This window comes from Brevibacillus brevis, from assembly GCF_022026395.1.
Lineage (GTDB): Bacteria > Bacillota > Bacilli > Brevibacillales > Brevibacillaceae > Brevibacillus.
Window position 1 is genome coordinate 2,202,501 of record NZ_CP041767.1, and the last position, 13,885, is coordinate 2,216,385.

The 13,885-nt window shown below is 49.5% G+C and carries 12 protein-coding genes and 2 tRNA genes (1 of these 14 running past the window's edge); 11 read left to right on the top strand and 3 right to left on the bottom strand.

Annotated elements, in window-relative coordinates; all coding sequences use genetic code 11:
* The 3 genes from FO446_RS10875 to FO446_RS10885 all read left to right on the top strand — a co-directional run.
* Positions 1 to 35, top strand: a tRNA-Leu gene (locus tag FO446_RS10875) (it extends 50 nt beyond the left edge of the window).
* A gap of 299 nt (positions 36 to 334) precedes the next feature.
* Positions 335 to 1,573: a glycosyltransferase family 2 protein gene (locus tag FO446_RS10880; RefSeq protein WP_173609818.1), complete on the top strand. Its 1,239-nt coding sequence runs from the start codon at positions 335 to 337 to the stop codon at positions 1,571 to 1,573.
* A gap of 176 nt (positions 1,574 to 1,749) precedes the next feature.
* On the top strand, positions 1,750 to 2,718 hold the full coding sequence (locus tag FO446_RS10885; protein ID WP_173609817.1) for a tRNA modification radical SAM protein MnmL/YtqA: 969 nt from the start codon (positions 1,750 to 1,752) through the stop codon (positions 2,716 to 2,718).
* A gap of 45 nt (positions 2,719 to 2,763) precedes the next feature.
* Here the strand turns inward: FO446_RS10885 and FO446_RS10890 are convergent, their stop codons facing one another.
* Positions 2,764 to 3,492 carry a glycerophosphodiester phosphodiesterase gene (locus FO446_RS10890; protein ID WP_173609816.1) on the bottom strand — a complete coding sequence of 243 codons (729 nt, stop codon included), beginning with the start codon at positions 3,490 to 3,492 and terminating at the stop codon, positions 2,764 to 2,766.
* Between the two features lie 96 nt (positions 3,493 to 3,588).
* The gene (locus FO446_RS29080) at positions 3,589 to 3,903 is read right to left on the bottom strand and encodes a YjcZ family sporulation protein (RefSeq protein ID WP_353057218.1); all 315 of its coding nucleotides are present in this window, start codon (positions 3,901 to 3,903) and stop codon (positions 3,589 to 3,591) included.
* On the opposite strand from FO446_RS29080, the gene ablB reads away from it, so the two are divergent.
* Positions 3,851 to 4,705, top strand: a complete 855-nt coding sequence (gene ablB, locus FO446_RS10895; protein ID WP_237900627.1) for a putative beta-lysine N-acetyltransferase — start codon at positions 3,851 to 3,853, stop codon at positions 4,703 to 4,705. The two genes, FO446_RS29080 and ablB, sit on opposite strands and share 53 nt — an antisense overlap.
* Before the next feature lie 4 nt (positions 4,706 to 4,709).
* Here ablB and FO446_RS10900 read toward each other — a convergent pair whose 3' ends face one another.
* Complete coding sequence (locus tag FO446_RS10900; protein WP_237900629.1) at positions 4,710 to 6,254, bottom strand: PucR family transcriptional regulator; 1,545 nt, start codon at positions 6,252 to 6,254, stop codon at positions 4,710 to 4,712.
* A gap of 156 nt (positions 6,255 to 6,410) precedes the next feature.
* Here FO446_RS10900 and FO446_RS10905 point away from each other — a divergent pair, with 156 nt between their 5' ends.
* From FO446_RS10905 to FO446_RS10935, 7 genes are all read left to right on the top strand, one after another.
* On the top strand, positions 6,411 to 7,763 hold the full coding sequence (locus FO446_RS10905; RefSeq protein WP_173609812.1) for an aspartate aminotransferase family protein: 1,353 nt from the start codon (positions 6,411 to 6,413) through the stop codon (positions 7,761 to 7,763).
* 16 nt (positions 7,764 to 7,779) lie between these two features.
* The gene (locus tag FO446_RS10910; protein WP_048032315.1) at positions 7,780 to 8,472 is read left to right on the top strand and encodes a 3-oxoacid CoA-transferase subunit A; all 693 of its coding nucleotides are present in this window, start codon (positions 7,780 to 7,782) and stop codon (positions 8,470 to 8,472) included.
* Positions 8,454 to 9,131, top strand: a complete 678-nt coding sequence (locus FO446_RS10915) for a 3-oxoacid CoA-transferase subunit B (protein ID WP_173609811.1) — start codon at positions 8,454 to 8,456, stop codon at positions 9,129 to 9,131. Before FO446_RS10910 ends, FO446_RS10915 begins: the two co-directional genes overlap by 19 nt.
* A gap of 32 nt (positions 9,132 to 9,163) precedes the next feature.
* Positions 9,164 to 10,444, top strand: a complete 1,281-nt coding sequence (locus FO446_RS10920; RefSeq protein WP_237900631.1) for a peptidase — start codon at positions 9,164 to 9,166, stop codon at positions 10,442 to 10,444.
* A gap of 96 nt (positions 10,445 to 10,540) precedes the next feature.
* Entirely contained in the window at positions 10,541 to 11,959 is a 1,419-nt protein-coding gene (locus tag FO446_RS10925; protein ID WP_173609809.1) for an aldehyde dehydrogenase family protein, read from the top strand.
* Positions 11,960 to 12,026: 67 nt separating this feature from the next.
* Positions 12,027 to 12,115, top strand: a tRNA-Ser gene (locus FO446_RS10930).
* A gap of 158 nt (positions 12,116 to 12,273) precedes the next feature.
* A complete protein-coding gene (locus FO446_RS10935; protein ID WP_173609808.1) occupies positions 12,274 to 13,839 on the top strand; it encodes an acyl-CoA synthetase in 1,566 nt (521 codons plus the stop codon).
* Positions 13,840 to 13,885: the final 46 nt, after the last annotated feature.

Sequence of the window (13,885 nt, forward strand, 5' to 3'; positions counted from 1 at the left end):
GACCCGTGCGAGTTCGAGTCTCGCCGACCGCACCAATCCCGGAAACAATCAGGAAGAAATGGAAACGAGCGTTTGTATTTTTCTAAATAGATGGAGCCTTTTTCGACAAGGGCTTTTTTTTCTGCCAACTGCGAAAGCACTGTCGAATAGAAAGAGAAAAAGGTGGGAAAGGTGATAGCAGTGCCTTATTTTTTCCCACTTTTGGGTCATTGCTTATGAATCGCATTTGATGTAAACTGCCAATTGAGAGAAAAACAATAGAGAAATGTTGGAAAAACAACACTACCTAAATTCAGATCAGACCCAATCTGGTTTAGGTCGAGGAGAAGAACCCATGAGTGTAATTAGAGAGATCATTGAGGGATTATTCATCGGATTTACTTCTGCGGTGGGCGTAATCGGCACATACCAAACACTAGTTTCTTGTGCAGGCCTGTTCCGCAAAAAAGAGCAAGTAACATCTGAGCCGCAAAAGACGTTTGCTGTGCTCGTGGCTGCTCACAATGAGAGCGCCGTAATTGCTCCGCTTATTGAAAACCTGAAGAAACTCGACTATCCACGTGAAATGTACGACATCTTCGTCATTTGCGACAACTGTACAGATAACACGGCAGAAATTAGTCGGGCGCATGGTGCAATTGCATGTGAGCGTTTTGACACATCCAAGCGTGGGAAAGGCTACGGCATCGAATGGATGTTGGAGAACCTCTGGGCAAGACCTAAGCAGTATGACGCTGTCGTCATGTTTGATGCTGACAACTTGGTTGAGAAAAACTTCTTGAAAGTAATGAATGACCGTCTCTGCAAAGGGGCGCGTGTGATTCAAGGCTACCTCGACTCCAAGAACCCGTTTGATTCCTGGATTACGCTGTCTTATGCGGTTACCTATTGGTTTACAAACCGTATGTGGCAACTGGCTCGTCACAATTTGGGACTGCCGAACACTTTGGGCGGAACTGGCTTGTGCATTGAGAGCAACCTGCTCAAAGAAATGGGATGGGGAGCAACCAGTCTCACGGAAGACTTAGAATTTGCAACACGTTGTATTGAACGAGGTATTTACCCGACATGGGCACATGACACCAAGGTATGGGATGAAAAACCGATTGACTTAAAATCGTCTATGCGCCAGCGTTTGCGTTGGATGCAAGGGCACTACGATGTGGCAGGACGCTATATTCGATCTGTCTTGTTTAATGGTATGAAGTCGAGAAAGCTGGGGATGCTTGATGCAGCCTTCTACCTCTTCCAACCGATGTATGTGCTGATGGTGACAATGATGTCGGTATTGTTCCTGGCAAGATTTTTTGATATCGGTACGTTTTCAACGGTATCCACGATCTTGCCAACATGGCTGGTATACGGTTCTACTGCCGTGTTCTACCTGTTGCCGATCTTGGCCCTCTATTTGGATAAAGTTCCGTGGAAGGGGTATTTCGGGCTCCTCTTGCTACCGTTCTTTTTCCTGACCTGGCTTCCGATTATGTTTTACGCGTTCTTTACGAAGAAAAACCAAGTGTGGAGTCATACCTCTCACACACGCGCGATTCGTATCGAGGAGATCCAGCAATAGTGACGTAAACAAGCAAAAACCACAGGGGGAATATTCACCTGTGGTTTTCCTATTATCTTAAAGTAGCGAGACCGTTGCCGAATTTGGTATAATGACGTGATCAAGCAAGTAGCGTTCGCCAACGGGATTAAGGCACCAGCGCCAGACGTAGCGGTGCCCATAGGAGGAAAACAGCAATGAAGCTCGCGACAGATATTCACAACAACGACGTCCCATTGTTGTGGGGCGATAAACGATACCATACATGGAATTATCATTTAAGAGGGACTTTTCACGAAAAGATTTTCAAGGTTCCATTGGATGGCGGTTTTAGTTGTCCGAATCGGGATGGGAAAGTAGCGACAGGCGGCTGCACATTTTGCAGCGCCAGAGGATCTGGAGATTTTGCTGGTGACCGCAGAATGGATCTGGAAAGACAGTTTCACGATGTGAAAAATCGTATGCACGAGAAATGGCCACAAGCCAAGTATTTGGGCTTCTTCCAAGCGTATACGAATACGTATGCGCCTGTGGAGGAACTGCGGGAGATGTACGAAGTCATCCTCCAGCAAGAAGGTGTAGTCGGACTCTCCATCGCCACACGTCCTGACTGCCTGCCTGACGACGTTGTGGAGTATTTGGCTGAATTGAATGAGCGCACATATTTGTGGGTGGAGCTCGGACTCCAGACAGTTCATGAGCACACAGCCCAGTTAATTAATCGAGCACACGATTATCAATGCTACGTGGATGCTGTAGAGAGGTTGCGCAAGCACAACATACGTGTATGTTCTCATATCATCTACGGATTGCCCGGAGAGAGCCACGAAGAGATGATGCAGACGGCAGATGCTGTGGCACATCTGGATGTGCAGGGGATCAAAATACACCTGTTACATCTGCTGCGCAAAACACCGATGGTGAAGCAGTACGAAGCAGGACTCTTGGAATTCCTGTCTCAGGAAGAGTACACGAAGCTCGTTGTGGATACATTGGAAATTTTACCTCCAGAGATGATCGTCCATCGAATCACAGGGGACGGACCACCTGATCTTTTGATTGGACCGATGTGGAGCCGCAAAAAGTGGGAAGTTCTGAATGGTATTGATGCAGAACTGAAAGCACGGAATAGCTGGCAAGGAAAGTTATTCGTGCCACGCACGTAAATTCATCGCAACAAAAAGGGAGCCATTTCTGGGCTCCCTTTCTTTTTATAGATTGCGAATCAGATTTCTCGCACGCTTCGGGTAATTGGTGATCAGACCATCTACCCCACAGTCGATGGCTCGCTGGATTTGCGGACCAGTATTTACCGTCCAGCTCAAAACTTCAAAATGACGCTGCTTTGCTTGTTTGACCAAATCCTCCGTCAATTGATCATAGGGGACGTGCAATTGATCAGCTCGATAGCGACTGGCTACTTCCCAAGGCTTGGCGAGTGGCCCAACATATAAAAGTCCCGTCGTTTGCGTGGCATCTAATTGCTTGATTCGTAAAAGGCTATCGAAGTTAAACGTTGAAATGATCGTTCGCTCTGTTAGCTGATATCGTCTGATTTGTTCGATGACGAGCTCCTCTAAGTGAGGTTGATCGAGGAAGAAATTTTTCATCTCGATGATAAAGCGCAGTGGTGTGTCTACAAATGACTGAAATACCTCCTGTAGGGTTGGAATGTGGGCTTTTGGTACTCGCATAGACGAGTCTTTATCCGCTCGTAGCTGACGCAGCTCACGCAATGTGTAATGACGCACTAAGCCAGAACCATTGGTCGTGCGCTCCAGGTTATGGTCATGAATGACGACCAGCTTATTGTCACTGCTGAGCTGAACATCTAATTCGATCCCATTGGCTTTTCGTCGGGCGGCTCCTTGAAACGATTCCATCGTATTTTCCGGAAACAGGCCGGAAGCGCCACGATGGGCATAAATAAGTGGGGGCACGAGGGCTTCCTCCCTTCTCGAGCGTGTCATTGCCTACTATCATGATATGTAAAGGGCCCCTCGATACGACCTGACATGAGAGGCATCTCCAGAAGTCTATCCGATTACGACGAGTACGATGACCAACAGGACAAAGAGGACAAGGATCAGGGCAAAATTGTTATGGCAACTCACAAAACACACCCTCCTTCTCGCACATGAAGCATCTACTCTCATGGTATGAAGAAGAGGTAAATATGACCCAACAGAATGCCCACCTTCCGTTTTTTTGTGCATAAGGAACGCTTTTTTATACAGATTGGCAGATGACGGTATACCTTGTTTTGCTACAATGAGAGTAAGAGTATTGTAGGGGAGGGTGAAGACCGTGATAAATGTTGTAGGCGCACAGGATGCTGGCGACCTGATCATTGATCGACAAAATCGCCGCGTAAAGCTGCATGTGTATGAACCATCACAAATCGAGCAGTGGGATCGGGTCTTGAAGGAACTGGCCGAGGAGTCAGAGGCAACAAAAGTGATTGTGTACGGGAAGAAACAAGATGTTCCGCAATGGCAATCCCTGGGTTACGAGCTGGAGGGTACCATTGACGGTTTTTTTCAAGGGGAAAACGCACAGATGCTCACCTGCTATCTGACAAAAGAGCGAGCTACCTCTGGCGCAGAAAAACTTGCTGAAGAAATTCTTGGGTTGAGCCTGTCAAAAGCGGGGAGTATGATAGAAAAATCATTACCAGAGGGATATCACCTGCGTGAAGCAACGGAGGCAGACACGAAGGAATTGGCGTGTCTGTATGGACTGGTATTCGCGACGTATCCTACACCGATGAACGATCCGTCCTATATTCGCAAAACCATGCAAGAAGGTACCCTCTACTATGTCGTTGAATTTGAAGGCAAGATTGCTTGTGCTGCGTCAGCAGAAGTATCCGAACGCTTTGGGTCAGCGGAAATGACGGATTGCGCGACCCATCCAGACCATGCGGGGAAAGGTCTCCTCCAACCGCTGTTTATCGCGTTGGAAAAAAGGATGGAGGAGGCAGGGATTTACTTTTTGTACACCTTGACCCGGGCACAATCGGCAGGCATGAATGTGACGGCTGCCAAAATGGGCTATGCATACCGCGGACGGCTAATTAACAATTGTACGATCTTTTCAGGTTATGAAGACATGAATATATGGGTTAAGCCACTCCGCCCGACGAGGGAATAACAGGCTACCTGTTTGTAGGATACAACTGCTGCTGCAGACGGCGGGCCATCAGGGCCAACTGAAGCTGCCAGCGTTGATGAGCATCCTCCAGGCGGTAGCCTGTTTTTTCTTCGATCTGGGTCAACCGGTACTTGAGCGTATGTCGATGGATATACAAGGCTTGCGAGGTCTGAAGACCGTTTCCGTTCTGGGCTAAATACACCTCAAGTGTTTCGAGCAGCTGTTGATTATATTTCGTATCATAGCGAATCAATGGATCCAGCAATGGGTTCCACAGGCGGAGCAAGCTATCTTTTTCACGATGGTACGGAAACAAAAACTGATAGCCCTGCATATCCCGGTATCGCAAAATCTGCGGGGACTGGGCCAACAGCGGGTAAGCTTGCAGAGCAAACATCGCTTCTTCGGAGGCAGTGACGACGTTTGGCAATTGCTCACAGGGATTGCTCAAGGCGATGTGTAGAGCAAAGTCAGGGTGCAGCCCTCTCCAGCGGGAAGTGAGCTGTTCCAACAGGCGCAGGCTCGTCTGATCATCCGGCAAAATAAACAAGAGGCAATGTGGCCGCTCGCGAAGCAAATAAGAGCGTTGATGACGGTCGCTAAGCCTCCGCATCAACGTAATGACACTTTGATGCATGTCTCCGAGCATCGTTTGATCGGCTACCTCTACACGGACAGCGACGCAGAGATGATGTCCAGCAAGCGGGTACCCGAGCATGCGACAACGGCTCTCCAGCTCCGTGAGGGTCATCTGCTGCCCATTCAGCAACTCCTCCACAAAATCCCCTTTTAACCGCCATTCCGTTGCGGCTACTGCCCTTTCCTTTACATATTCGAGTGCACATAAAGTAGAGGCATGCTGTAGAGCGACGTCATCGAGCTCTTTCCAGGCGTGCTCGGGCTTCGTTAAGGTCAACGTGCCAAAATGCTCGCGATTGGCGCGAATCGGTACATGATGCGCGATTTCCTGGGACTGATCATGCGGCAGCGCTTCCGAACTGCCATGCTGTGTGACTTCAAAGCCTAGTGCATCTACGAGCGAAACGACGCCTCCCGTAAGTGCAGCGAGCTCGCCTGCGATGGCGGGAAGGCCTCCTTTAGACAGGGCAGCATCAATCATTCGGTTATGAATCGCCGAGGAATAGGCCAGCGTTTCAAATTGCCGATTCATGATCGGCTGCAAAATGGCTTTGGTAATAGTAGAAAAGTTTATCTCCGTAGGAATTTCAATCAATGGAAGTTGATACTGATCCGCCAAAGTCAAAAACGTCTCGGGAATTTCCCGTAAATAAAAGCCCGTATGAATCGCAACGCCACTCAGCTTTTGCTTCGCCAACGAAGGAATAAAAGAAGCGAGCTTTTCTGTATGCTCAGCCAGCCCAAAGCCGGTTGTAATCAAAAATTCGCCTTCCTGCAAGCGACTCGTATCCTCCAGCACCTCGACAATTGTCACCCAACGAATCGGATTGTCCAGTCCGCCTGCTCCTGCGATCAGCCTGGTGTGAACCATGTCCGGCAGTTGCAGCGCTTCTCTTATCGTGATGGTCATCAGGTATCTCCTCCAAAAGCCTCGGTAAAGGTTCTCTTATACAAAATGTACAAAAGATTTTGTCTCTTTGCCATGTTTTTTTGCCAGCACGTAGGATGGCTCTTGCGTGCTGGTCAGCTAGGATAGAGGTAGAGAATAAGCGAGGTGGCGACGAAAATGACGAAAAGCTATGTAATCAAGCCTGAATTGGGCAAAGAGTATCCGGTTATTTCTCACGGAAAAGGTATCTATCTTTACGATAAAGAGGGGAATCGTTACATCGACGGTTCCAGTGGAGCGGTGACGGCAAGCATTGGTCACGGTGTAGAAGAAGTAGCTGAGGCGATGTATGCGCAAGCCAAGGAGGTTTCCTTCGTATACCGCTCGCATTTTAGCAGCGATGCCGTGGAGAAGCTGGCTGCAAAGCTGGCGGAGTGGGCACCAGGCTCACTGAACTGGACGTTTTTTGTCAGCAGTGGTTCGGAAGCAACCGAGACAGCACAAAAAATCGCGATCCAGTATTGGCAGGAAAAAGGAAGACCAACGAAAAATCGGATTATCTCCCGCTGGATGAGCTATCACGGGATTACAATGGGTGCGCTCTCGATGTCGGGACACGTCTTGCGCAGAAAGCGGTTCACCCCATTATTGGCTGACTATCCGGCGATCACAGGACCATATCCATATCGTAAACCGGAAGACATGTCCCTGGAATCGTATGCGCTTGCGTGTGCAGAAGAGCTGGAGACCGCAATTTTGCGCGTAGGACCCGAGCAGGTAGCGGCATTTATTGCAGAGCCTGTCATCGGAGCTTCTGGGGGAGCGGTCGTGCCACCAGACGGTTACTTCCAGCGTATTCGCGAGATTTGTGATAAATATGAGGTTTTGTTTATCGCAGACGAAGTAATGACAGGAGTAGGTCGCACAGGAAAAGCGTTTGGGATCGACCATTGGGGCGTCGTGCCTGACCTGATGACATTGGGTAAAGGGATGAGTGCCGGTTACACGCCTATGGCTGCTACGATTGTCTCGGACGAAATCATTGAGACCATTACAAAAGGCAGCGGCTCGATTATGGCAGGACATACGTATAGCGCCAATCCACAATCTGCTGCTGTTTCTCTGGCTGTCCTCGACTATGTGGAGAAGCATCAGTTGGTCGACAAAGCAGCCGAACAAGGTGCCTATATGCTTGCCCGCCTAAAAGAACTGGCAGACGAGCTCCCGTTGATCGGAGATGCACGTGGTCTTGGCATGTTGTGCGCGCTGGAATTTGTGAAAAACAAGCAGACAAAAGAACCGTTTGCGCTTTCTCAAGGCGTAGGCGGGAAGGTCATTCAAAAAGCATTTGAAAAAGGCTTGCTTATTTATCCGGCAATGGGCGGAATCGAAGGGGTGGCAGGGGATGCTGTCATCATCTCACCTCCACTGACCATTACTACGGAGCAAATCGATGAACTGATATCTCTGCTGAAAGAAGCGGTGGTAGCTGTTCAGCAAGAGCTCCAAGACAAGGCACTGATCGGATAGAGAAGGAGGAACGAGGATGACAAATCGATTTGAAAAGGTCGTCTCCCTGTCCGAAGCGCTCACCCATTTTCGTGATGGGATGACGCTGTTGGCAGGGGGATTCGGTGGCGTAGGAAACCCGCCTACTTTAATACAGGGAATTTTGGATAGAGGTGTGCGTGATCTGACGCTGATCAGTAACGATACGGCTTTCCCGCATATCGGAATTGGCAAGCTGGTAACCGAAAAGCGCGTCAAAAAAGTGATAGCTTCGCATATTGGCTCAAATCCGAACGCAGGGGCCCAAATGACAGCTGGGGAGCTGGAAGTAGAGTTCTGCCCGCAGGGGATACTTGCAGAGCGTGTACGGGCAGGTGGAGTCGGTCTGGGAGGCATTCTATCGGATGTCGGCATCGGGACGATCGCGGAAAAAGGAAAACAGAAGGTCGTTCTGGATGGAAAGGAATACTTGTTGGAGACACCGCTCACTGCCGAAGTGGCTATCGTACATGCGAAAAAAGCGGATCGCTTTGGCAATTTGGTGTTTGATACAAGTGCACGGAATTTCAATCCGTTAGTGGCGATGGCAGGTGACATTACCATCGTGGAAGCGGATGAGATAGTAGAGGTAGGCATGATCGACCCGGAAGAAATCGTCACCCCGGGTGTTTTCGTAAACTTTATTGTCCAAAGTGAAGGGGTGAACTGGCAATGGGCATGGGAGAAGTAAAAGAAACCGAGAGCTATCGTGAACGTATTGCCCGCCGCGCAGCATTGGAAGTGGAAGACGGTATGATCATTAACTTGGGAATCGGCATTCCAACATTAGTAGCGGATTTTATCCCAGCGGAAAAACGAGTCATGTTTCACGCGGAGAACGGCATTCTCGGTACAGGGCCAAGCCCTGCGAAAGGCGAGGAGAATGCCATGCTTTGCAATGCGGGCGGTTTTCCTGTCACGCTTGCCACTGGGGCTTCCTTTTTTGACAGTGCGACTGCTTTTGCCATCATCCGCCGTGGACTATTGGATATGACGATTTTAGGAGTCCTGGAAGTAAGTCAAAATGGTGACATTGCCAACTGGATCGTTCCAGGCAAACGTGTCCCTGGCATGGGTGGAGCTATGGAACTGGCACAAAAGGCCAAGAAGGTCATGGTTGTGACCACGCATCTGGATAAAAACGGACGTTCGAAAATCGTGCGGGAATGCTCACTGCCGTTAACCGCGACAAAAGCTGCGGATTTAATCATCACGGACATGGCAGTGATGGAGGTCATGCCAGATGGGTTGTATCTGCGAGAAGTTATGTATCCATACAGTGTCGCTGACGTGATTGGAGCAACGGAAGCCGAACTCAAGATGGACGGAGAGGTTCGCGTTTTCCGCTAAGCAAAGAAAAAACGATAGAACGGGGGAAAAACATGGCAAACTGGCAGGTGCTTATCCGGGAGCAATTGGAAAAAGATCGGGAGGCCGCTGTTCAACTACTGCAGCAATGGGTAAAAAGCCCGAGCGTGCAAGGAGAAGAACAATCCATTCAACAAAGCATTGCAGAGCTTTTGGGGCAGATGGGGCTGGACGTTGACTTATGGGTCATGGAAGGCGAAGAGCTGGTGTCACATCCGTATTTTGTCTCCCCGCGCACAATGTTTGAAAGCAGCCCGAATGTCGTCGGTGTGTGGAAGGGGCAAGGAGATGGCCGTTCCATCATTCTGAACGGACATGTGGATGTAGTGCCAGCGGGCGATCTGGCACAGTGGAGCGATGATCCGTTTAGCGGGAAGGTTGAGGATGGCAAGCTTTACGGGCGTGGAGCAACCGACATGAAGGGTGGAAACTTATCTTCACTGTTGGCGATCCAGGTTCTACAGAAGTTGGGTGTGCAACTAAAAGGCGACGTCATTTTTCAGAGCGTCGTAGAAGAAGAAAGCGGCGGTGCAGGCACATTGGCGACGATCATTCGCGGGTACAAAGCGGATGCTGCCTTGATTCCAGAGCCGACCAATATGAAAATTTTCCCGAAGCAGCAAGGTTCCATGTGGTTCAGATTAACGGTTAAAGGTCGTTCTGCTCACGGAGGGACTCGCTACGAGGGAGTCAGCGCCATCGAAAAGAGCATGCTCGTCGTTCAAGCCATTGGACAATTGGAAAAAGAGCGTAACGATCGACTCGACGATCCGCTCTATGCCAAGCTACCTATTCCGATCCCGATTAATCTGGGGGTGATTGAGGGTGGCAAGTGGCCTTCGTCTGTAGCGGACCTCGTCAAGCTGGAAGGAAGGATGGGGGTTGCCCCAGGAGAACAGATGGACGATGCCAAAGCGGAAATGGCGGCAGCACTCAAAAAGCTGGCAGAGGTCGACCCGTGGTTTGCAGAGCAGCCTGTTGAGCTGGAGTGGTTCGGAGCTCGTTGGGTACCGGGAGCAGTGGAGCTCGATCATCCGTTGATGGATATTTTGCAAGCGCAGTTTGAAGCTGTGACAGGAGATCGTGCCATTGTGGAAGCATCACCTTGGGGTACAGACGGCGGTTTGCTGACGGCTTTGGCCAATACGCCAGCGATTGTGGTCGGACCTGGAGTCACACAGGTTGCACACTACCCGAATGAATTCATCGTTTTGGATGAGGTATTCCGTTGCGCTGAGATCTTTGCGCTTACGTTACTGGAATGGTGCGGTGTGGCTGAAAGTGTGAAAGAGTAAAAAAACCAAATATTTCAAAATCGAGACAGGAAGGCACACGGATGAGAGAGAATGATTGGAAGGTGAACGCCAATCAATGAGAGTGGGGATATGCCGATGAAAAAAACGTGCTTTATCGGGGGAGAGTGGGTGCCAGCCACTACTCATGCACCACTGTTCTCTCCATGTACGGGTCAAGAGATTGCACAAATTTCGCAAGCAGACTCATCATTAGTTGAAAAGGCAATTGCTGCGGCCCACGAAGCGACTGCCGACATGCGGCGTCTTCCTGCTTATCAACGCGCCTTCCTGCTTGAAAAAATCTCGATTTTAATGAATGAACGTTTGGAGGAAGCGGCGCGAATCATCGCAATAGAAGCGGGGAAACCAATCAAAACAGCTCGCGGAGAAGTGATTCGAACCATTCAGACGTATAAGTTTGCGGCAGAGGAAGCCAAACGCCTCCACGGAGAAACCGTACCACTCGATGCAGCGATCGGGGGAGAAGGACGCTTGGCTTATACCGTGCGTGAACCACTGGGAGTCATCGGAGCCATTACACCCTTTCCTTTTCCGATGAATCTCGTCGCCCATAAGGTCGGGCCTGCTCTCGCTGCTGGCAATACCGTTGTTCTCAAGCCAGCATCGCAGACACCGCTTAGCGCATTGTTTCTGGCAGAGCTCGCAGAGCAAGCTGGTATGCCTGCTGGCGCCCTCAATGTGATCACGGGAAGTGGGGCGAGCGTTGGCGATCAAATCGTGTCTGATCCGAGAGTCAGGGCCGTTACCTTTACAGGGAGTCCAAGTGTTGGGCTGGATATACGCAATCGAGCAGGTATGAAAAGAGTCATGCTCGAGTTGGGATCGAATTCGGCAGTGATCGTTGATCGTGATGTACAGCTGAATGAAGTGATTCCTCGATGCGTTTTTGGTGGCTTTGCCTACTCAGGGCAGGTATGTATCTCCGTGCAAAGAATTTATGTGGTGAAAGAGATCTATCAAGATTTCGTCCAGCGTTTTGTTGAACAAACACGAGCACTTCGCGGTGGTGATTCGCTCTCTGAGGACGCAGACTATTCGGCTATGATCAATCCGCGCGAAACTGAACGAGCGATGGAGTGGATTCATGAGGCACTCCTTCAGGGGGGACGTTTGGAGTGTGGGGGACAGATCGTGGATCGGATGCTTCAACCTACGGTGTTGACGGGTGTTCCGGCAGATGCAAAAGTATCTTGTCAGGAAATATTCGGCCCTGTCGTGCTGATAAATCCAGTGGATTCGGTCCGGCATGGCATTACGTTGGTCAACGATTCACGCTACGGATTACAGGCTGGTGTCTATACCAACAATCTGTCGTTGGCTCTGGAAGCGGCAGAAGAGCTGCGTGTGGGCGGTGTGATGGTGAATGATATTCCGACTTTTCGGGTGGACCATATGCCCTTCGGTGGCGTAAAGGAGAGTGGACTTGGTCGGGAAGGGGTCAAATACGCGATAGAAGAAATGACGGAATTGAAACTCGTTGCCATCAAGCGATAAAGGAAATGGAGAAAGAGCTCTTGCAAAAAATAGTAGAGCTGTGATATAGTTTATATTGTTGAAATACGGAGGGATACCGAAGTGGTCATAACGGGGCGGTCTTGAAAACCGTTAGAGTGCAAGCTCACGCGGGTTCGAATCCTGCTCCCTCCGCCATAAATACAAAATGAACCGACTCCAGTTGAAAAGCTGGGGTCTTTTTTATGGTCGAGAACTTTGAGAGTAAGTTGTCGTTTCTTTTTTGTGAAAATATCAGAAAATAAAGAAAACTATTATATAATGGAGAGGAGACTATAAGTGATGGGGGAATATGCATGCTCGAAGCGCAAAGGGTTCGTAGAAATGCACTTGGCGATATTTTGCGAAGAAGTCGTGGACGAAATCCTGATAAGCCTGCCCTGTACTTTGAGGAAGAAGTATTGACCTACACGCAGCTTGATCAGTTTGCGAACAAGACGGCTCATTTGCTTCTTTCCAAAGGCTTGCAAAAAGGGGAGCGGGTAGCAGTATTGTCACGCAACTCGATGGATTTTGCGATTCTGAACTTTGGGCTAGCGAAAGCAGGGGCTATCATGGTTCCGATCAACTTTATGTTGAATAAGGAAGATGTCGCCTATATTTTCGGTCATGCGGAAGTGAGTGCGTGCTTCGCAGCTCCCGAATTCATGCAGCTCGCTCAAGACGGACTCCAACTAGCTGGAATTTCCCCCAAGCTGCTTTCCCTCATGTCCAAACCAGCAGTTCAAGCAGGGGAATGGTTGCCTTTTCGCACGCTGATTGAAGCGGCAGACGATCATGAGCCCGAAGTCGACATCGTGGACGAAGATGTTGTGCAGATTTTGTATACCAGCGGAACGGAGTCAAAGCCCAAGGGTGTTATGCTCACTCATAAAAGCATTATCTCCGAATATGTCAGCACGATTATCGAAGGCGGGATGACGCAGGATGATGTGGCTGTTCACGCACTACCCTTGTTTCATAGCGCGCAGCTTCACTGCTTTTTGGGACCATATGTGTACCTGGGTGGAAGTGGCATTATTTTGGAACAGGCAACCCCTGCGCTGATGCTAAAGACGGTAGAGACGTATAAGGCCACCCAGTTGTTTTGCCCGCCAACTGTATGGATTGCTTTACTTCGTTCTCCCGATTTTGCCGCGCGTAATTTGAGTTCTTTGCAAAAGTGCTACTATGGTGCAGCAATCATGCCAATAGAAGTGTTAAAAGAGCTCAGTCAACGCCTCCCGAATGCACAGTTTTACAATTTTTACGGACAGACGGAAGTGGCGCCATTAGCAACTGTTTTACCACCAAAGGATCAGATGAGAAAAGCAGGCTCTGCAGGCAAGCCAGCGTTAAATGTGGAGACAAAAATCGTCGATGATGACGGGAAGGAAGTCCCTCGTGGTAGTGTTGGTGAAATTGTACACAGGACCAGTCACGCGATGCTGGGGTATTTCCGTGATGAGGAAAAGACACAGGCTGCCTTCCAGGGAGGGTGGTTTCACAGCGGGGATTTAGGCATCATGGATGACGAAGGCTATATTACGGTCGTTGATCGGAAAAAAGATATGATTAAATCGGGTGGAGAGAACGTAGCAAGCAGGGAGGTTGAGGAGCTTATTTATCAACATCCGAAAGTGTCTGAGGTCGCCGTGATCGGCGTTCCTCATCCGTTCTGGATCGAAGCAGTGACGGCCGTTGTTGTGCCGAAAGCGGGTGAGTTGCTGACTGCTGACGAGATGCTTGCTTTTTGCAAAGAACGTCTTTCCTCCTTCAAAGCACCTAAATATGTAGTGATTGCTGATAATCTACCCAGAAACCCCAGCGGCAAAATCTTGAAAAGAGAGTTGCGCCTCCGATACGAAACACTGACGACTTAGCCAGTCACAAGGTCTAAAGCTTCAGAAAAGCCCGCTCTTTCAGGGA

Coding starts and splice junctions, on each gene's coding strand:
- FO446_RS29080 (WP_353057218.1), bottom strand. CDS start 3,903: ATGATCAGGTCGCCAGCATCCTGTGCGCCTACAACATTTATCACGGTC.
- FO446_RS10920 (WP_237900631.1), top strand. CDS start 9,164: ATGGCAAACTGGCAGGTGCTTATCCGGGAGCAATTGGAAAAAGATCGG.
- FO446_RS10880 (WP_173609818.1), top strand. CDS start 335: ATGAGTGTAATTAGAGAGATCATTGAGGGATTATTCATCGGATTTACT.
- FO446_RS10885 (WP_173609817.1), top strand. CDS start 1,750: ATGAAGCTCGCGACAGATATTCACAACAACGACGTCCCATTGTTGTGG.
- FO446_RS10900 (WP_237900629.1), bottom strand. CDS start 6,254: ATGACCATCACGATAAGAGAAGCGCTGCAACTGCCGGACATGGTTCAC.
- FO446_RS10935 (WP_173609808.1), top strand. CDS start 12,274: ATGCTCGAAGCGCAAAGGGTTCGTAGAAATGCACTTGGCGATATTTTG.
- FO446_RS10925 (WP_173609809.1), top strand. CDS start 10,541: ATGAAAAAAACGTGCTTTATCGGGGGAGAGTGGGTGCCAGCCACTACT.
- FO446_RS10905 (WP_173609812.1), top strand. CDS start 6,411: ATGACGAAAAGCTATGTAATCAAGCCTGAATTGGGCAAAGAGTATCCG.
- FO446_RS10915 (WP_173609811.1), top strand. CDS start 8,454: ATGGGCATGGGAGAAGTAAAAGAAACCGAGAGCTATCGTGAACGTATT.
- FO446_RS10910 (WP_048032315.1), top strand. CDS start 7,780: ATGACAAATCGATTTGAAAAGGTCGTCTCCCTGTCCGAAGCGCTCACC.